Genomic DNA, 18,998 nt, shown 5'->3' on the forward strand with positions numbered 1-18,998 from the left:
TCGACAAGGGAAGTGGTTTTGCAGCGAAAATGCGATGTGATCGTCCTCGGCGCGGGCGCCGCCGGCATGATGTGCGCCATTCGCGCCGCTCAGCGCGGCCGCTCGGTCATCGTTCTCGATCATGCGAAGTCGCCGGGCGAGAAGATCCGCATTTCGGGTGGCGGGCGCTGCAACTTTACCAACATTCATACCAGCCCGAAGAGCTTCCTCTCCGCCAATCCGCATTTCTGCAAGTCGGCGCTGGCGCGTTTCACGCCATCGGATTTCATCGCCATGGTCGATCGCCACCGGATCGCCTGGCATGAGAAGACGCTTGGGCAGCTATTCTGCGATGACACCGCCAAGGATGTTATCCGGATGCTTCTCGACGAGATGCAGGCCGCAGGCGCAGCTCTGCATCTGCGTACCGAGATCGTTGATGTCGAGAAAAGCGACGAGGGCTTTCGTATCGCGACGTCGGAGAGTACATACGAATGCCGCTCGCTGGTCATTGCGACCGGCGGCAAGTCGATCCCGAAGATGGGTGCGACCGGCCTCGCCTATCGTATCGCCGAGCAGTTCGGCCTTCCTCTGGTGGAGACGCGGCCTGGCCTCGTACCACTGACCATGGATCAGGCCACGCTCGAAAATCTTTCCGAACTATCGGGGATATCCGCACCCGCCGAAATACGCCACGGCAAGACCGCCTTTCGCGAAGCGCTGTTGTTCACGCACCGCGGCCTGAGCGGCCCCGCGATCCTGCAGATTTCATCCTATTGGCGCGAGGGCGACGATATCACCGTCGACATCGAGCCCGACATTGATCTCCTTGAGCATTTGAAGGCGGCGAAGAGGGCAAACGGTCGGCAGTCCGCTCAGACGGCGCTGGCCGAGATACTCCCCAAGCGACTCGCGCAACACCTGACTGACCGGGAGGGTATTGTCGGCCACATGGCGGACCTTTCCGACAAGACGCTGCTGCGCCTCGCCGAGGCCGTGCAGAGCTGGAAGATCAAGCCATCGGGTTCGGAAGGGTACAGAACCGCCGAAGTGACGCTTGGCGGCATCGATACCGCGGCACTCGACTCCCGGACCATGGCGGCGAAGGAGGTTCCGGGCCTCTATTTTATCGGCGAATGCGTCGATGTAACCGGCTGGCTCGGCGGCTATAATTTTCAATGGGCCTGGGCGTCTGGCTTTATTGCCGGCGAATCTTTGTAGACGTGAAACTATCTGGCCGATTCAAGAGTTCTTAAACTGGGTGCGCCATCCTGCCTCATGAACAGTTGGAAAAGCGCTTCCTAAATAAAGCTTTACCAGCAAGACGTTTTGTTGGATTGTTATGCCAGAGATGAAGTGAGGTTCTGCAAATGAACAAGAACGCTCGACGCGCACGCGCCATTGCAATCGCCCAGGCTAAGCCGGACAAAAAGCTCGTTGCCTTGCGTTATCTCGTCATCTCTGCCAGCGCGTTGGCCGCTGTGGCCGCTCTTCTCCTCGCACGTTGGCTCTGACATCCCCCGAGTTCTTTTGGCGGCTGCATGAAGTAGTTTGTCCCGCTGGCTATCGCGCGGATAAATCGATTTGAATGCGCTTTTCCATAGTTTTCGCTTATCCGAAAATTAAGACATCCTCTGCAACATTCGCTCAATAATTTGGGCGCTTACGCATGCGCGTGAAGCGAGTTGGCAATGACTGCCGCCCGGTCCCGGCCGGGACTCCAATTGTTCCAATTTAAGCAGCTCAATGCACTCGGTCGGCGCCCATCAGGCGGCTGGCGGGAGGAGTGGTGTATGGAAGGCCGGAACCGCCATGTTGATTGATAAGATTCTTTCCCGCTTCAGGATCAAAACCAAGGTCCTGATTTTTGTGTTGCCGTTCGTTGTCAGCATTTCGGCAGTCGGCCTGACGGGGCTTTATGCTTCGGGCATGCTGCAAGGACGCATGGAAATCTCCAATAGCGTGCTGCAGTCGCTGAGCGGGTTCAAGGATCTTTACGGCTCCATGGACGATTTCCTGCAAATCACCAGCCAGGAAGCCCGTGACAAGCTTTACGGGGACATCAAGACACAGCAAGGCACGCTGAACGCGACGCTGAAGCAGATCGGCGATAATGGTGGCCGCGACAACCTGCGGGCCGCGACAGATGGCACCTCGGGGATTTCCGATACTGTCGGCAAGCTCTGGACCCTGCATGAGCAGGAACTTGCCCTGCGCAAGTCGATCGACGACGCGCAGAAGGTAATGATTACCAGCCGCTTCAACGTCAACTACGATGCCCAGCAGCTTGAGGAAAACATCCGCAAGGACGAGGGCAACGCCACGGCGACGCTGCGCGCGGCGGATCGTCTGCTGAAGGGCGGCGATACGCTGGCGACCGTTATGGGCGACTTCAACAAGGCCCAACTGCCAGCTGACAAGCTCAAGGTCGTAACCGATGCCATTCCTGCGATCGCCAAGGCTCAGCGCCTGATCGAGATTTCCGTGCCGCAGAACCAGAAGAGCATGACGCAGTCGCTTTCGCAGACGATTAGCGACGTCAAGGCGCAGGCGACTGCCGCCGACGCCGGCACCGATGAGGCGATTGCCAATCTCGGTCGGCTCGTGTCCCGCTTTCGTCAGATGTCGACCTATACTCAGCTGACGGCAACGCAGATGATGCGTGAAGCGACGACGACCTTCGTCGAGCTGGACAGCCGCATTGCGCAGACGAACTCGGTTCTCGAAGACACGCGCCGTCTGGAGAGCGCGATCTACTCGCTGCAACTCGTTCTGGGCGAATTCGCCGCGAAGCCGGGCAAGGAAAACCGCGTTCGCCTGCACCAGGAGATCGCGACGCTCGGCACCAACCTCAACACCCTGCTTGCCAGTGCGAAAGGCATGAACTTCGCGGAAGACATCGTCGCTGCGATGTCGCCAGCCCTTGCCTCCATGGACAAGGATGCCCAGAGCCTGGTCGACACGATCAACCAGCGCGTTGCCGACTACGCTTCCGCTCGCCAGCAACTCGATGCTGTCTGGGGCCAGCTGACAACCTTCGCCGAGCTGCAAAAGCAGAGCGCCGGTGCCGAACGCACGCAGGCAAACGGCATCTCGGTGCTGACGACCGGCCTCGGCATTCTCGTCTCGATCATCGGCGGCATCGCGCTTGTTCTGACGCTGCAGCGCCCGATCGGCCAGATCACCGCAGCGATGCGTCGCATTGCCGACGGCGTTCTCGATACCAACATCTCGGGCCATCTGCGGCACGACGAAATCGGCGACATGGCTCGCGCGCTCGGTATCTTCAAGGAGAACGCGATCTCCAAAATCCGTATCGAGGAGCAGAGTGAGGAAGAGCGCGCCGCAGCCGAGCATGAGCGCCAGTGCAACGATGCCGAGAAGCGGGAGATGGACCGCCAGATCGAGTTTGCCGTCAACGCGCTCGCGTCCGGCCTCGAACGGATGTCGCAGGGCGACATTTCGACCACGATCGAGACGCCGTTCATCGGCCGCCTTGAACAGCTTCGCCAGGATTTCAACGGTTCGATGATGCGCCTGCAGGCGACGATGAGCCAGATCCGCGATAACGTCGAGATGATCCAGCGCAATGGCAACCAGATGGCCCAGTCGGCGGAAGATCTCTCCAAGCGCACCGAGCAGCAGGCTGCCTCGCTGGAAGAGACCGCTGCTGCGGTTGAACAGATCACGGTGACGGTCCGGTCTTCCGCGGAGCGAGCCAAGGATGCGGACCAAATCGTCCGCCAGGCCAAGCGCAGCGCCGACGACTCGGCAGTCGTCGTCAGCAACGCCATCGACGCGATGGGCCGGATCGAAGGGGCGTCCCGCCAGATCGAACAGATCATCGGCGTCATCGACGAGATCGCCTTCCAGACCAACCTGCTGGCTCTCAACGCCGGAATCGAAGCTGCGCGTGCCGGTGAAGCCGGCAAGGGCTTCGCCGTCGTCGCGATGGAAGTGCGTGAGTTGGCGCAGCGCTCCGCTGCCGCAGCGCAGGAGATCAAGGGGCTCATCAACAAGTCGACGACAGAGGTCAGTTCCGGTTCGCAGTTCGTGCAGGAGACCGGCACGGTGCTCGCAAAGATCAGCGCCCAGATCGTCACGATCAGTCAGCATGTCGAGACGATCGCGCGTGCAAGCCACGATCAGTCGAACGCCCTGCAGGAAGTCAATGCGACCGTCAACCAGATGGATCAGATGACGCAGCAGAACGCCGCGATGGTGGAAGAGACCACTGCGGCAAGTCGCGAGCTTGCCGTCGAGGCGGATTCGCTGCTGCGGCTCATCCAGCAGTTCAAGATTGATGGCGACGCGCAGCCGGCGGTCTATCGCGCCGCATAAAGCGACCGCAGGCACAAGCGCTTTGAGGGCCCCGGTATTCCGGGGCCCTTTCTGTTTCTCGATCGGTTGCGTGCCTTTTTCAAATTTTTGACAATTGTCAATTTTTTGAAGACTTTCCTTAAATTTTTAGCGCTAACCCATGAGGCTCATGTCTCAGGGGATATCTATGCTGCGCCTGTTCTCGGCTTCCATCGTACGTCAGATCGTTGCCATCACACTTGTTCTACTCGCCTTCAGCACCGCGGCGATCGTCTGCGTCACCTACTACAATCTGAGCGCCTACGTGATGGCGAGCGCCGTTTCCGACGCAAAGGACGCGAGCCGGACGATGGCGGTTCTCTACGGCGCGAGCGATGCCGGAGTGAGGGTGGACGTCAGCAACAATGAGCTTGCGAGTGTGACAGAAGAGAAGCTTCCTTCACTCGGCGATCACGTGCTGGTCGATCGCACGGCACAATCGATCGCCGGCGTTGCCACCGTCTTTGAGCGCCAGGGCGGCGACTACGTCCGCGTCTCCACCAACGTCAAGAAAGAGAACGGCGACCGCGCTGTCGGCACGAAGCTTGCCACGGATCATCCGGCGCAAGCGGTGTTGGCCAAGGGTGAGGCCTACTACGGTCCCGCTGACCTTTTCGGTCGCAAATTCATGACGGGCTATTTCCCGGTGAAGAACACGGCTGGTTCGAACGTCGGGATCCTGTTCATCGGCATCCCGATGGAGGTCTACTACAGCAGCCTGCAGCAGCTGCTGATGCTGGTGGCCGGTGTCGGCGTCGCAGTTTTGCTGCTGGTCGGCGTGGTGGCCTACTTCGCGATCCGCGCGTCCATCAGGCCGCTGGAGGCGCTGACCGCAACCATTCACACGATTTCCGACGGTAATCTCAACGGGCCGATCCCTTGCGTGGAGAAGCAAAACGAATTCGGTGCGATCGGACGCGCACTCGCGCTGTTCCGCGACAATGCGCGCGCCCGTCAGACGCTGGAGGTGCAAGCCGCGGAACAGCGGCAACTCAGCGACGATGAGCGTGCCCGCAACGACGCCGAGAAGCGCGCGCTCGACGGCCAGATCGACTTCGCCGTCAACCAGCTGGCTGTAGGCCTGGGGCGCCTGGCGGGGGGCGACGTTTCGCAGACGATCCAGACACCATTTGTCGGTCGCCTCGAGCAGCTCCGTGTCGACTTTAATGCCTCCCTCGTTCGGCTGCAGGAAACGTTGGCACGCATTCGCGACAACACCGCTTCGATCCAGAACAACTCCGGTGCCATGCTGGCCTCTGCCGACGAGCTTTCGAAGCGCACGGAAGCACAGGCCGCTAACCTGGAGGAGACCGCAGCTGCAGTTGAGCAAATCACCGTGACCGTCAAATCGTCCGCGGTGCGTGCACGCGAAGCGAACGAGGCCGTGTCCGCGACCAAGAAGAATGCCGATAGTTCGGGCGCAGTCGTCAGCGACGCGGTCGCGGCGATGAACCGCATCGAAGAGGCATCGAAGCAGATCGAACAAATTATCGAAGTCATCGATGATATTGCGTTCCAGACCAACCTTTTGGCGCTGAACGCCGGTATCGAGGCGGCTCGGGCCGGCGAGGCGGGCAAGGGCTTTGCCGTGGTCGCGCAGGAGGTGCGCGAGCTTGCACAGCGCTCCGCCGACGCGGCGCGCGAAATCAAGGGGCTGATCGAGAAGTCGACGCGTGAGGTTATGGCAGGCTCGGGCCTCGTGCAGAAGACCGGTGCCGTGCTTGCAACGATCAGCCAGGAGATCGTTGCGATCAGCAGCCACGTTGAAACGATCGCGACGGCAAGCCAGGATCAATCAGCCGCTCTGCAGGAGGTCAATGGGGCCGTCAATGCGATGGACCAGATGACGCAGCAGAACGCTGCGATGGTCGAGGAAACCACGGAGGCGAGCAGGAAACTTGCCAACGAAGCTGATGCTTTGATGACGTTGGTACAGCAGTTCCGGTTCGAAGCCGCCCAGGATTATGACCGCGCAAGGCAGGCGGCGTGACCGATCTGTCCGGATCGGCAGGAGTCCTTTCCTCGGGGGCGAAGCGTCCCGCGGTTTAGCCGGGGGGACATGAGGAAGGCCGCGAAGCGGACCATACTGGAGTTGCCGACGCTCTCGTAGAATTCGCTTTCGGCTTTTGCCGAATACTTGTCACGACTGTCGTTCAGCAGATCCGCAATCTGTGCGATGGCGATGAGAGTAATCATGGCGATGTCCTTCAATCTTGGGCATCACCTTAGTTATTCCCCGGAATTTGCTTTATAAACGGGAATTCTCTCACTATGTTTTTCACTCATGAAAAACACTCAATGGGATTCCTTTCAATTATTCGTGCAGGTCGCGCGCTTCGGCGGGCTGACGGGCGCCAGCACGTCGAGTGGGCTCAGTCCGGCCACGATCGGTCGCCGCATGCTCGATCTTGAACATGAGATCGGCAAGGCTCTCTTCATCCGCAGCCAGACGGGATACGGCCTCACTGTGGACGGCCAGGTCCTGCTGGAACATCTGCAGGACATGGAGGCTGCGGCCCGCAAGGTCGACGCCTGGCGGCAGGCGGGCAGCGTCGGCGCCACGGTAAGGGTGGCTGCAGGCACCTGGGTGGCCTGGCTCCTGACGGACAACTTCGCAGCGATCCGCAAGCCCGGCGATGCCTTTGCCGTCTCGCTGACCATCGGCGAAGCGCGCGCCAACCTCAATTACAGGGAAAGCGATATCGGCATCCGCGCTTTCGAGCCGGAAGAAAGCAACCTCGCAGCACGCCTGCTCGGCGAGGTGGCCTATGCAGTTTACACGAGGCGCAATGCTGACGGCGCCGAAGAACGGTGGGTGGCGGTCGCCGAAGAGGAAGCGATCTCGAACTATCTCCGCTGGCCGCATCGCAATGCAGCCGGTTCGATCGTTGCGACAGTCAACCGTCCGCGCTCCCTTCCGGAGTTGGTCAGAGCCGGTGCGGGTAGGGCCGTCTTGCCGTGCTTCGTCGGTGACCTCGATCCCGCACTGCAGCGTCTTGGTGGCGAGTTGCCCGAACTGCGCCACCGGCAATGGATCGTCATGAACAACGAGGATCGGCACCGACCGGAAATCCGGACCGTTGCCGATCGCATGACGAAATTGCTGAAGAGCTATGTCGATCTCTTCGCGGGCAAGCGCCCCAGTCGAAGCTGAGGGCGCCGACCGGTGCCGTTCAGCTGCGTCCCGCGACGATGACGGGGATCAGAAGGTCGCCCCAGTTCCCGTCGCCACCATGGTGTCTCGCCGAGCGAACGATCTCGACGGAAACGCCGGCATCGACTGCCTTCATGACCGATTGGTTCAGTCGGTGCAGGTCGTTGGCGAGCATGCGGATCATCGTCTGCTGATCCGGGGTCATGCAGGTGGACTGTTCTTCAGCACGTTCCTTGACGCGTGCAAGCGTGGGCATGGCATTCTCCTCCTTGGTGCGTTCATTCTGCTGCTGGTTTGAATTGTGCGTGTTCGGTGGATTCTTTCATTGCAGTGGTCGACGAACGTCCGCCGGTGATGGCCATCGAAACGGCATCGAAGTAACCGGTGCCGACTTCGCGCTGATGCTTGGTCGCGGTGTAGCCGTTAATCTCCGCCGCGAACTCTGCCTCTTGCAGTTCGGAGTAGGCGGCCATCTGCCGGTCCTTGTAGCCGCGGGCGAGCTCGTACATCCCGAAGTTCAACTGGTGGAAGCCGGCAAGCGTGATGAACTGGAACTTGTAACCCATCGCGCCGAGTTCGCGCTGGAACTTGGCGATCGTCGCGTCATCGAGGTTTTTCTTCCAGTTGAACGACGGCGAGCAGTTGTAGGCGAGCAGCTTGCCCGGATGCACCTTGTGGACCCCTTCGGCGAAGCGGCGCGCCTGCTCGAGATCCGGCTTCGAGGTCTCGCACCAGATGAGATCGCAGTGCGGTGCATAGGCGACCGCGCGTGCGATGCATGGCTCGAGCCCATTGCGAACCTGATAGAAGCCTTCGACCGTGCGACCGGCATCATAATCGACAAAGGGTTGGTCGCGTTCATCGATGTCTGAGGTCAGCAGCTTGGCGGCCTCGGCGTCCGTGCGGGCGATGACGAGCGTCGGGACGCCCATGACATCGGCTGCGAGGCGAGCCGCGTCAAGGTTGCGGATATGAGCTGCGGTCGGGATCAGGACCTTGCCGCCAAGGTGGCCGCATTTCTTCTCGGACGCCAACTGATCCTCGAAATGGACGCCGGCGGCACCGGCTTCGATATAGGCCTTCATGATCTCGAAGGCATTCAGCGGACCGCCGAAGCCTGCCTCCGCGTCGGCGACGATCGGCGCAAACCAGGTCTCGACGGAAAGGCCGTTCCGCTCTGATGTTTCGATCTGGTCGGCGCGCTGCAGGGTCCGGTTGATCCGCTTGGCAAGCTCTGGCCCGGCGTTCGCCGGATAAAGCGACTGGTCCGGGTACATGGCAGAAGCGGTATTGCTGTCTGCGGCGACCTGCCAGCCGGAAAGGTAGATTGCCTTCAATCCGGCACGAACCATCTGCATCGCCTGATTACCGGAGAGCGCGCCGAGGGCGTTGACGAAATCATCCTGATGCAGAAGTTGCCACAGCCGCTTGGCGCCCATTTCGGCGAGGGTATGGCGTAGTTCGACGGAGCCGCGCAGCCGCTTGACGTCATCGATCGAGTAGGGACGCTCGACCCCGTTGAAACGTCCTGCCGGAAGATCCCGGTGCAGCTTGTCAAATTCTGTCATCTCATGCTCCTTGTAGATTATGTGGTCGGTCTGGATGATTGACAGAATTTACAAATCCCTGAGAAAAGCCAGAGTTATCTATGGTATAGCGGGCGAAAACGAGTTAGGATGCAAAGCTTTGACAGGTTCGCTTTGTGAATTTGTAAAATATTGTAAATGTCGCGCGTCGAAGTTTTGTAAAGGATTGTCACATGGCGGAGCGCAAGATCTTTGCGGGACCAAAGGTTCGGCGCATTAGAAACGGTCTCGGCTTGACCCAGTCCGCGATGGCCGAGGCGCTCGGGATCTCTCCGTCCTATCTCAACCTTATCGAGCGCAACCAGCGGCCACTGACCGTGCAACTGCTCCTGAAGCTGTCTTCGGTCTACAAGGTCGATCTGGAGGAGCTGAGGGAAGGCAGTGGCGGCAGTCTCGATCAACTGAGGGAGATTTTTGCGGATCCGCTGCTGGCGGGCGAACTACCCGGCGATCAGGAGCTCGTCGAGGTCGCGGAAGCAGCGCCCAACGCGGCCAGTGGCATCATCAAGCTGTACCGCGCCTACAGCGAACAGGCGAGCCGCTTGTCGGACCTGACGTCCCTGACAGCGGGACCGGGACAAATGCCGCTGGCGGGCGCGCGGCTTCCAGCCGACGAAGTCCGCGATGTTCTAGAGCGGCGCTCCGCCTATTTCCCTGAGTTGGAGGCAGCGGCAGAGGCCTTCCTGGCCCGCTTTGCCGAGGTGCGTGATTTGCCGGCGGCTTTCAAGGAGTGGCTCGGGGCGGAGCGCGGGATCAGTGTGCGTGTCCTTCCAGTTCATGTCATGCCCGACCTGCGGCGCCGCTTCGACCGGCACTCGATGCGTCTCTTCGTCTCCGAGCGACTGTCGCCGGCCGATCAGGCGCACGAGGTCGCCATCGAGGTTGCGACGCTCGCCTTGCGCGATGCGATCCTGGCGGAGCTCGACGGTCTGGCGCTGTTGACGCCGGAGGCGAAGCGGATAGCGCGCTTCGAACTCTCTCGTTACGGCGCGTTGGCGCTCGCCATGCCCTATGCGCCATTCCTCTCTGCAGCACAAGCCAGCCGATACGATGTCGACATCCTTCGCTCGCGCTTCGGCGTTTCCTATGCGCAGACGGCGGCCCGGCTGGTCACGCTGCAGCGTCCGGGTGCCTCCGGCATTCCATTCTTCATGATGGAGATCGATGCGGCCGGCCACCGGCTGCGGCGTGCGGGAGCGCAGGGCTTCCCGCATTCGCGTTTTGGCGGCGGCTGTCCCAAGCTGAACATTCATGCGGCCTTCCTTCAGCCCGGCCAGATTCTTGCCGAAACGGTCGAACTGCCGGATGGCGGTCGCTACCTCACCGTCGCCCGGACGCTCGAGGGGCCGAACGTTGCGTTCGGCGAGCGGGTGAGGCGCACGGCATTACTACTCTGCTGCGAGGCGGCGACCGGTGAAGCGTCGGTCTATGGTCAGGTTGTAACTGCGCAGCAGCCGGTCCTGATCGGACCCGCCTGCCGCTTGTGCGAGCGGCGCGGTTGCCTCTCGCGCGCTGAACCACCCGTCACACGACCGCTAGGCCTCGATGAGATGGTTACAGGCCTCAGCAGCTTCGACTTTCAATGACTGTGAAATGATTGAGACTACTGGTTTTTGCGCTTGTGGGCTCTCGAAAACCTTTCTAGTCTGCCTGCAAAACCAGAGGGGCGGCGTCCGCAAACGGCACCGCAAAGCAAGAAGAAAACAGGAGATAGCATGAGGTCAGTAATCGCAAGACTTGCAGCGGGCGCCGTTATACTCGCGTTCGCCGCTGCGCCGTCCTTTGCGCAGGAGCGTGTGGTCAACATCTACAACTGGTCGGACTACATCGACAGCTCCATCCTAGAAGACTTTACCAAGGAAACCGGCATCAAGGTCGTCTACGACACCTTCGATTCCAACGAGACGGTTGAAACAAAGCTGCTCGCTGGCGGCACCGGTTACGACGTGGTCGTGCCGAGCGGTGACTTCCTTCAACGCCAGATCCAGGCGGGCGTCTTCCAGAAGCTCGACAAATCCAAGCTGCCGAACCTCTCCAATATGTGGGATATGATCCAGCAGCGCACCGCGATGTACGACCCCGGCAACGAATACGCCGTGGACTACATGTGGGGCACCAACGGCATCGGTTACAACAAGAAGAAGGTCGCCGAGATCCTCGGACCCGACGCAAAGGCGCCGGGCCTTGAAGCAATCTTCGATCCGGCGGTTGCGGCAAAATTCAAGGATTGCGGCATCTATATGTTGGATGCACCAAAGGACGTCATGCCGTCGGCCTTGACCTATATCGGCCTTGACCCCAATTCGAGCAAGCCGGCCGATCTGCAGAAGGCCGGCGAACTGCTGGAAAAGGTAAGGCCCTTCGTCCGCAAGTTCCATTCCTCGGAATATATCAACGCCTTGGCTAACGGCGATATCTGCATCGCGTTCGGTTACTCCGGCGACATCTTCCAGGCCGCCAACCGCGCGACCGAAGCCAAGAATGGCGTCGAAGTCGGTTATTCCATTCCGTCACAGGGCGCGCAGATGTGGTTCGACATGATGGCGATCCCGGCGGATGCCAAGCACGTCGCCGAGGCGCACGAATTCCTCAACTACATGATGAAGCCTGAGGTCATCGCCAAGGCCAGCAACTATGTGTTCTACGCCAACGGCAACAAGGCGTCGCAGCAATTCATCGACAAGGAAGTCCTTGACGACCCGTCGGTCTATCCGAGCGAGGACGTAATGAAGAAGCTCTACAGCGTCACACCATGGGATCCGAAAACGCAGCGCACCGCGACCCGGATCTGGACGAAAGTCGTCACCGGCCAATAACGAAGATTAGGCCCGGCCGGTAACGCCCGGGCCTTTTCTTTCCGTGCCGGCCTCGGGGAAGCCGGCTCTTAGAATGACTTTTCGGGGCACAATATGAAGTCACTTGGCAATATCCGCCGTTCCTTTTCACCGTGGACAGACCCGGCATCGAAGCCGTTTATATCGTTCAACAACGTCACGAAGCGATTTGGCGACTTCACGGCCGTCGACGACCTGTCTTTGAATATCTATCACCGCGAATTCTTTGCTTTGCTCGGGGCTTCCGGCTGCGGAAAATCGACGCTGCTGCGCATGCTTGCAGGCTTCGAGCAGCCGACTTCGGGCGAAATCGTCCTCGACGGCACAAACCTTGCCGGCACGCCGCCCTACAAGCGGCCGGTCAACATGATGTTTCAGTCCTACGCGCTCTTTCCGCATATGACCGTGGAAAAGAATATCGCCTTCGGCCTGCGCCAGGATGGCATGCCGAAGGAGGAGATTGCCGAGCGCGTTCTGCAGATGCTGAAGATGGTGAAGCTCGAAAAGTTCGCCGCGCGCAAGCCGAACCAGCTGTCTGGTGGCCAGCGCCAGCGCGTTGCTCTGGCGCGTTCGCTCGCCAAGCGGCCGAAGGTGCTACTGCTCGACGAGCCGCTTGGCGCGCTGGACAAGAAGCTGCGTGAGGAAACGCAGTTCGAGCTCATGGATCTGCAGCAGAACCTCGGCCTGACCTTTGTCGTGGTCACCCACGACCAGGAAGAGGCGATGACCATGGCCGATCGAATTGCGGTGATGAGCCACGGCAAGGTCGTCCAGGTGGCGACGCCGGCCGAGATCTACGAGGCGCCGAACTCCCGCTTTGTTGCTGACTTCATCGGTGACGTGAACATCTTCGATGGCAAGGTCGCGAGCGCGAATGACAGCACCGTCGAGATTGCCGTCGACCAAGATTTCTCGATCAGCGTCGTCACCCCCGAAAAGCCGACCATGGGCTCGTCTGTCGGCTTCGCGATCCGTCCGGAAAAGCTCAAGGTTTCACGCAAGCCGCCTGCCAATCCAAAGGTGAACGCGGCCTCCGGGGAACTGTGGGACATCGGCTATCTCGGCGACATGACGGTTTTCCACGTGAAGCTGACGAGCGGCAAAGTGGTCAAGGCCTCGCTTCTCAATGCCCAACGGGCCGTCGACGATCCGTTTACTTACGATCAGGAAGTCTGGATCACCTTCGCCGAGGATGCCGGCGTCCTTCTCAAGGATTGAACCATGGGCAAGCTCGGTTCCGCTTTCTACAATCGCCTGGTCATCATCGTTCCCTATGTCTGGCTGCTGCTGTTCTTCCTGGCGCCGTTCTTCATCGTCTTCCGCATATCGCTGTCGACGACGGCAATCGCCATGCCCCCCTACGAGCCGGTTTTTTCGCTCGGTGATGGCTTGGCCGGTTTCTGGGAAAAAGTCGGCACCTTTTCCTTCGACAACTATAGCTACCTCATCGATGATCCGCTCTATGTGAACGCTTACATATCGAGCCTGGTGATCGCCGGCATCTCGACGTTCCTGACGCTGCTGATCGCCTATCCGATCGCCTACGGCATGGCACAGGCGCCGCGCAGCATTCGTCCGACGCTGCTGATGCTGGTCATCCTGCCGTTCTGGACGAGCTTCCTTATCCGGGTCTACGCCTGGATCGCGATCCTGAAGCCGGAAGGATTGTTCAATCAGCTTCTGCTATCGCTGCACGTCATCGACACCCCTCTGATCATCCTGAACACCAACGTCGCGGTCTATATCGGCATCGTCTATTCCTACCTGCCGTTCATGGTCCTGCCGCTCTACTCCTCGCTGGAAAAGATGGATGGCACCTTGATCGAAGCTGCGCAGGATCTTGGCTGCACGCCGATCAGCGCGTTTTGGCGAGTGACTTTCCCGCTGTCGCTGCCCGGCGTCGTCGCCGGCTGCATGCTGGTGTTTATCCCCGCTGTCGGCGAGTTCGTTATCCCCGATCTCCTTGGCGGATCGCAGACGCTGATGATCGGCAAGACGTTGTGGAACGAATTCAATTCCAACCGCGACTGGCCAGTGTCCTCGGCGGTCGCGACCATCCTGCTGCTGATCCTGGTGATCCCGATCGTGTTCTTCCAGAACGCGCAGGCCAAGGCCGATGAGCAGGGGAGATAGACATGCTGAGATGGACCCGTTTCAACGTCGCTTCCGTCGCGCTCGGCTTCGCGTTTCTCTACCTGCCGATCGTTCTTCTGGTCGTGTTTTCCTTCAACGAGTCGAAACTCGTGACCGTCTGGGGTGGCTTTTCGGCCAAATGGTACGTCTCGCTCCTTCATAATCAGGCTTTGCTCGATGCGGCCTGGGTGACGATCCGCGTCGGGATACTCTCGGCCACCGCGGCAACGATCCTCGGAACGCTCGCCGCGATCGCTCTGGTGCGTTACACGCGCTTTCGCGGGCGCATGCTGTTTTCCGGCATGGTGTACGCGCCGCTGGTCATGCCCGAGGTGATCACCGGCCTGTCGCTTCTGCTGCTCTTCGTCGCAATCGGCCTGGACCGCGGCTTCTGGACGATCACGCTGGCGCACACGACGCTGACCATGTGCTTCGTTGCCGTTGTCGTGCAATCGCGGCTGCTGAGCTTCGACCGATCGATCGAGGAGGCAGCCCAGGATCTCGGCTCGCCGCCCGTGCGGACGTTCTTCGAAATCACGCTGCCGATTATTGCGCCTGCAGTGCTTTCCGGCTGGATTCTCGCCTTCACATTGTCGCTGGATGACCTTGTCATCGCGAGCTTCACCTCCGGCCCCGGAGCGACGACGCTGCCGATGAAGATCTACAGCCAGGTCCGCCTCGGGGTAACGCCCGAGATCAATGCGGTCTGCACTATTCTGATCGGCATCGTGGCGATTGGCGTCATCTGTGCATCGACGATCACGAAGCGCCGCGAACTGCAGCGCGAGCGGGACGAGCGTGCGGCGGCAAACGCGCCGTGACTATTTGGTCGACCCCTGCTGCGTGACCGGGGCAGGCGAGATAACCGGCTCCGGCCACGCACCGCCAACGAAGAATGGCAGAGGCGGCAAGCTCGGTGATACCGTTGGGTCGGTCGCCTCGATCGTTCCCGACAAGGCCAATCCACTCGACCGATAAGGAATGACGCCCGAAAGGATCAGCGTCTGCTGCGGTCCCTCGATCCGTGCCCCGTGGATTGTCGCTGCGCCGTCCGCGAGGTCCGCGGTGATGTCGAAATTGTCGAAAGCGAAGGCGCGATGGGATACTGAATTCAAGGGAAAGAAGTCGGCTCGTGCTGCCTCTTCGCGCACCGCTTCCGCATCAAATCCTGGAAGTGAGCCCGACCGCGCGCGGAAGGCGATCCTTCCCGTCACGTCGCTGGCCCCAGCCTTCCAGAGCGGCATCGATGTCTTCACCGACATGTCCAGAGAACCCGTTGCAAGCGGCAGCGGTCCTTGGAGCTGAAGCCGCTCGATCAGGCCGGCAAAGTCGGCACCCCGGATCGACAGTTGCAATCTGCCACCGCCGTCGAAATCTCCACGCATCGCCTCCAAGTGAGCAGATAGTTCGCCGCCCTCGAATTGGCTGTCGCCGATGTCGAACTTCGCCTCGTTGCTGGAAACGATGATGCTGGCCCCGACGTCCGATAGCGTGAAAGGCTCCACCAGCGCCTGCTTGGCGGAAAGCCGCAGGTCGAGGTCCAGCTTTTGCAGAAGTCCGCCATCGGGCGGTCCATCCGCCTCACCGGCGGCCAGGCGCAGGATAAACGCATCGAACAGCGACCGGAAGTTCATTTGGTCGAAAGCGAGCGTGCCACCAAGCTTGGCGCGCTTGCCCGGTGGAAAGGCCACATCCATCGCACCGCGCGCATTCGATCCATTCATGCTCATGTTGACATTGTCGAAGCGGAAGCCGTTCGGCACCGACGCGACATCCGTCTCGAGCGAGAAGGTCCGAAGGGTCGCGATACCCGGCAGCGATCGGTCGACCCATGTCAGCAGTGCCGGCATGTCGGGGATGCTGAGCGCCATGTTGCCGGAGAGGTCGAAGAGATGCGAGATATTTGCCACCCCTTGGAACCGCGCTGTAAGCAGGCCGGAAGTCAGCGACGCCGTCATCTCCGCGCTCTTGCCGCCGAAGATGAGCAACGGGCTGCGGGAGGAAAAATCGAGCTTCAAATCCTGTCCGCTCGTCCGTGCGATCAGCACGGCGGTGATTGGGCTCGACAGTTTGCGCCAGCTGACATCGGCCGTCACGCCGTCGAAACGGAACGTCCTGCCGCTGGCGACGTCGGCGACATTCACTGTCCCGTCCTCAACGGTAATCGCCCCGATGGCGGCATCCAGTTTTTTGTCGAGGACTTCTCTTCCGCCTTCTTCGCGCGCATTGGCGATCGCCTTTGCCAGAAGCCCCTCATTGGTCCAGTCGATCACGCCGCTGCTTTCACGCGTCAGCAGCAGGTTGGGGCGCAGAAGATGGAACTCGTGGAAGCTTGCACGCCCTCTGATCGCGTCAATCAGGCTGAATTCGGCGGAAAGGCTTTCGACCGTTCCAAGCAGCTTGGCGCCGTCGTCTTTCTGGCGAACGGAGATCTTGCTGAGGATAATCCGAGGCGTCGGCCAGAATTCGATGACCGGCTTGCCGGCGATCTCTGCACGATAGCCTGCCCATTTCGAAAGCGCATCCTCAATGCCGGATCGAACAAGGCCGGTGGAAATCAGATAGGGGGCGGCCACCCGAAGCGCGACGAAGATAGACAAGACAACGAGCAGCGTGACTGTTACCAGCCTCGCAAAGCTTGGCAACCAGCCGGTCACTGGCCTGATTTTGTTCCACCACCGCGGCTGTCGTGACGTCCCCATATAATCCGCCAGTCTCTTTGGGTAATTGCCCTTAATGCTCTGAAATGCCGGATATATCAAATGCCGTTTGCTTGCAAATACATGCCGCTGGCCGTGCTCGTCACTGCCTTTATAAGCTGATATTGCATTGTATATAGGCGAGCGAACAGAAGGAGTGTCGAATGCGCGACGATAAGCCACTTTGGGTGCCATCTCAGGCATCGATCGAGGCAAGTCCGATGTATGCCTTCATGAAGAAGTGCAACCGCGACTTTGGGCTCTCACTGGCAGGCTATGGCGAACTGCACGCATTTTCTGTCGCTGATCGGGAGCGGTTCTGGACATCCGTCTGGGACTTCTGCGGTGTCAAAGGCGAGCGCGGAATGCCGGCGCTTATCAATGGCGATGTCATGTTGGATGCGCGCTTCTTCGCTGATGCCACCCTGAATTTTGCCGAGAATCTGCTTTGCCAAGAAGGCGCCGACGATGCCCTGATTTTTCGCGGCGAGGACAAGGTCGCCGACCGCTGGAGCTGGGATCGGCTGCGCGATTTAGTTTCCAGGCTGCAGCAGGCGTTCAAGGCGATGGGCGTCGGCTCCGGGGATCGCATTGCGGCGATGATGCCGAACATGCCGGAAACGGTGGCCTGTATGCTGGCCGCCGCTTCGATCGGCGCGATCTGGTCGTCGTGTTCGCCAGACTTCGGGGAGCAGGGCGTGCTCGATCGGTTTGGTCAGATCGAGCCGAAGCTCTTTATCGCCTGTGACGCCTATTGGTACGGCGGCAAGCTGCAGGATGTGAAGACCAAGGTCGCGGCCGTGACAAGGCAACTTGGCGTGCCCTGCCTCGTCGTCCACTATGCCGGCGATGCAGCCTCTGTTGTCAACGAGACACCGGGTGGCAAGACGCTGGAAGACTTCATTGCGTCCTTTGAACCACGTCCGGTCGAGTTCACGCGGCTGCCGTTTTCCCATCCCCTCTATATTCTCTTCTCGTCGGGAACGACCGGCGTTCCGAAGTGCATCGTGCACTCCGCCGGCGGCACATTGTTGCAACATCTCAAGGAACACCGGCTGCATTGCGGCATTCAACCCGGCGAAAAGCTCTTCTATTTCACCACGTGCGGCTGGATGATGTGGAACTGGCTGGTAAGCGGACTGGCGGTCGGGGCCACTGTCTGCCTCTTCGATGGCTCGCCTTTCGCGCCCGATGGGAATGTGCTGTTCGACTTTGCCGCAACCGAGAAGTTCGCCGTTTTTGGAACGTCGGCGAAGTATATCGACGCGGTCCGCAAGAGCGGGCTGACACCACGAACAAGCCACGACCTTTCCAGCCTGCGGCTGATGACGTCGACCGGATCACCGCTTTCGCCCGAGGGCTTCACCTTCGTCTATGAAGGTATCAAGGAAGACGTGCAACTCGCTTCCATTTCCGGAGGGACGGACATTGTCTCCTGTTTCGTCCTCGGTAATCCTTTGCAGTCGGTCTGGCGTGGCGAGATCCAAGGCCCCGGCCTTGGTCTGGCGATGGATGTCTGGGATGACGACGGCAAGCCGGTTCGGCAGGAAAAGGGCGAACTCGTTTGCACCAAGGCCTTCCCTTCGATGCCCGTGATGTTCTGGAACGATCCGGACGGCGCAAAGTACAAGGCAGCCTATTTCGAGCGTTTCGACAACGTCTGGTGCCACGGCGACTTTGCCGAGTGGACAGAGCATAACGGCATCGTCATTCATGGACGATCCGACGCCACGCTCAACCCCGGCGGCGTCCGCATCGGAACGGCCGAGATCTACAACCAGGTGGAGCAGATGGGCGAAGTCGCAGAAGCGCTCTGCATCGGCCAGGAATGGGATGACGACGTCCGAGTCGTTCTCTTCGTTCGCCTGGCGCCCGGCGCAGCCCTTACCGAGGAATTGACGAAGGCGATCAAGAGCCGCATTCGCACCGGCGCCTCGCCTCGCCACGTACCTGCGAAGATCGTTGCCGTCAGTGATATTCCCCGCACCAAGTCGGGCAAGATCGTCGAGCTTGCCGTGCGCGAAATCGTCCACGGCCGGCCGGTCAAGAACAAGGAGGCGCTCGCCAATCCAGAGGCACTGGAGCTGTTTGCGGGGCTCGAGGAATTGCGTATCTGACCGAGAGAAATAACGAGCCGGTTACAAGCTTTCACCTTTGAGAGATTGAGGACCGTGGCAACCTTTTGTTAAGAGACGTTGGTCAGAAGTGAATTCAACTTGGGGCTGCGCATGAACGATGCAGCCGGAGCGGTTGG

General features: G+C 60.1%; 15 protein-coding genes. 11 read left to right on the top strand and 4 right to left on the bottom strand.

Annotation, left to right across the window (positions count from 1 at the left end; all coding sequences use genetic code 11):
• The first annotated feature begins 18 nt into the window (after nucleotides 1-18).
• The 4 genes from FHX16_RS03745 to FHX16_RS03760 all read left to right on the top strand — a co-directional run bounded on the left by FHX16_RS03745 (nucleotide 19) and on the right by FHX16_RS03760 (nucleotide 6,328).
• Nucleotides 19-1,200, top strand: a complete 1,182-nt coding sequence (locus tag FHX16_RS03745) for an NAD(P)/FAD-dependent oxidoreductase (RefSeq protein WP_183860171.1) — start codon at nucleotides 19-21, stop codon at nucleotides 1,198-1,200.
• Between the two features lie 149 nt (nucleotides 1,201-1,349).
• A complete protein-coding gene (locus FHX16_RS03750) occupies nucleotides 1,350-1,493 on the top strand; it encodes a hypothetical protein (RefSeq protein ID WP_183860169.1) in 144 nt (47 codons plus the stop codon).
• Nucleotides 1,494-1,791: 298 nt separating this feature from the next.
• Nucleotides 1,792-4,320 carry a HAMP domain-containing methyl-accepting chemotaxis protein gene (locus FHX16_RS03755; RefSeq protein WP_259126532.1) on the top strand — a complete coding sequence of 843 codons (2,529 nt, stop codon included), beginning with the start codon at nucleotides 1,792-1,794 and terminating at the stop codon, nucleotides 4,318-4,320.
• Between the two features lie 166 nt (nucleotides 4,321-4,486).
• Nucleotides 4,487-6,328: a methyl-accepting chemotaxis protein gene (locus FHX16_RS03760; RefSeq protein WP_183860165.1), complete on the top strand. Its 1,842-nt coding sequence runs from the start codon at nucleotides 4,487-4,489 to the stop codon at nucleotides 6,326-6,328.
• Here the strand turns inward: FHX16_RS03760 and FHX16_RS03765 are convergent.
• Nucleotides 6,301-6,534: a hypothetical protein gene (locus FHX16_RS03765; RefSeq protein ID WP_183860163.1), complete on the bottom strand. Its 234-nt coding sequence runs from the start codon at nucleotides 6,532-6,534 to the stop codon at nucleotides 6,301-6,303. The two genes, FHX16_RS03760 and FHX16_RS03765, sit on opposite strands and share 28 nt — an antisense overlap.
• Before the next feature lie 88 nt (nucleotides 6,535-6,622).
• On the opposite strand from FHX16_RS03765, the gene FHX16_RS03770 reads away from it, so the two are divergent.
• Entirely contained in the window at nucleotides 6,623-7,492 is an 870-nt protein-coding gene (locus tag FHX16_RS03770; protein ID WP_183860162.1) for a LysR family transcriptional regulator, read from the top strand.
• Nucleotides 7,493-7,511: 19 nt separating this feature from the next.
• Here FHX16_RS03770 and FHX16_RS03775 read toward each other — a convergent pair whose 3' ends face one another.
• Nucleotides 7,512-7,748, bottom strand: coding sequence for a hypothetical protein (locus tag FHX16_RS03775; protein ID WP_016552811.1), 237 nt, complete (start codon nucleotides 7,746-7,748; stop codon nucleotides 7,512-7,514).
• Between the two features lie 22 nt (nucleotides 7,749-7,770).
• Complete coding sequence (aceA, locus tag FHX16_RS03780; RefSeq protein ID WP_183860159.1) at nucleotides 7,771-9,060, bottom strand: isocitrate lyase; 1,290 nt, start codon at nucleotides 9,058-9,060, stop codon at nucleotides 7,771-7,773.
• A 191-nt stretch (nucleotides 9,061-9,251) separates the two neighbouring features.
• Here aceA and FHX16_RS03785 point away from each other — a divergent pair, with 191 nt between their 5' ends.
• From FHX16_RS03785 to FHX16_RS03805, 5 genes are all read left to right on the top strand, one after another.
• On the top strand, nucleotides 9,252-10,664 hold the full coding sequence (locus FHX16_RS03785) for a short-chain fatty acyl-CoA regulator family protein (RefSeq protein ID WP_183860157.1): 1,413 nt from the start codon (nucleotides 9,252-9,254) through the stop codon (nucleotides 10,662-10,664).
• 129 nt (nucleotides 10,665-10,793) lie between these two features.
• On the top strand, nucleotides 10,794-11,894 hold the full coding sequence (locus FHX16_RS03790; protein WP_183860155.1) for a polyamine ABC transporter substrate-binding protein: 1,101 nt from the start codon (nucleotides 10,794-10,796) through the stop codon (nucleotides 11,892-11,894).
• Nucleotides 11,895-11,987: 93 nt separating this feature from the next.
• A complete protein-coding gene (locus FHX16_RS03795) occupies nucleotides 11,988-13,130 on the top strand; it encodes an ABC transporter ATP-binding protein (RefSeq protein WP_183860153.1) in 1,143 nt (380 codons plus the stop codon).
• A gap of 3 nt (nucleotides 13,131-13,133) precedes the next feature.
• Nucleotides 13,134-14,045 (top strand): ABC transporter permease subunit, encoded by a 912-nt coding sequence (locus tag FHX16_RS03800; protein ID WP_114711504.1) that lies wholly within the window; start codon nucleotides 13,134-13,136, stop codon nucleotides 14,043-14,045.
• Nucleotides 14,046-14,047: 2 nt separating this feature from the next.
• A complete protein-coding gene (locus FHX16_RS03805; RefSeq protein ID WP_016552816.1) occupies nucleotides 14,048-14,866 on the top strand; it encodes an ABC transporter permease in 819 nt (272 codons plus the stop codon).
• On the opposite strand, the gene FHX16_RS03810 is transcribed toward FHX16_RS03805, so the two are convergent.
• Complete coding sequence (locus FHX16_RS03810) at nucleotides 14,867-16,747, bottom strand: AsmA-like C-terminal region-containing protein (RefSeq protein WP_183860149.1); 1,881 nt, start codon at nucleotides 16,745-16,747, stop codon at nucleotides 14,867-14,869.
• A 161-nt stretch (nucleotides 16,748-16,908) separates the two neighbouring features.
• Here FHX16_RS03810 and FHX16_RS03815 point away from each other — a divergent pair, with 161 nt between their 5' ends.
• A complete protein-coding gene (locus tag FHX16_RS03815; RefSeq protein ID WP_183860147.1) occupies nucleotides 16,909-18,861 on the top strand; it encodes an acetoacetate--CoA ligase in 1,953 nt (650 codons plus the stop codon).
• The last annotated feature ends 137 nt before the right edge of the window (nucleotides 18,862-18,998 follow it).

It is taken from the genome of Rhizobium sp. BK661 (assembly GCF_024808825.1).
In the GTDB taxonomy this organism is placed as follows: Bacteria; Pseudomonadota; Alphaproteobacteria; order Rhizobiales; family Rhizobiaceae; genus Rhizobium.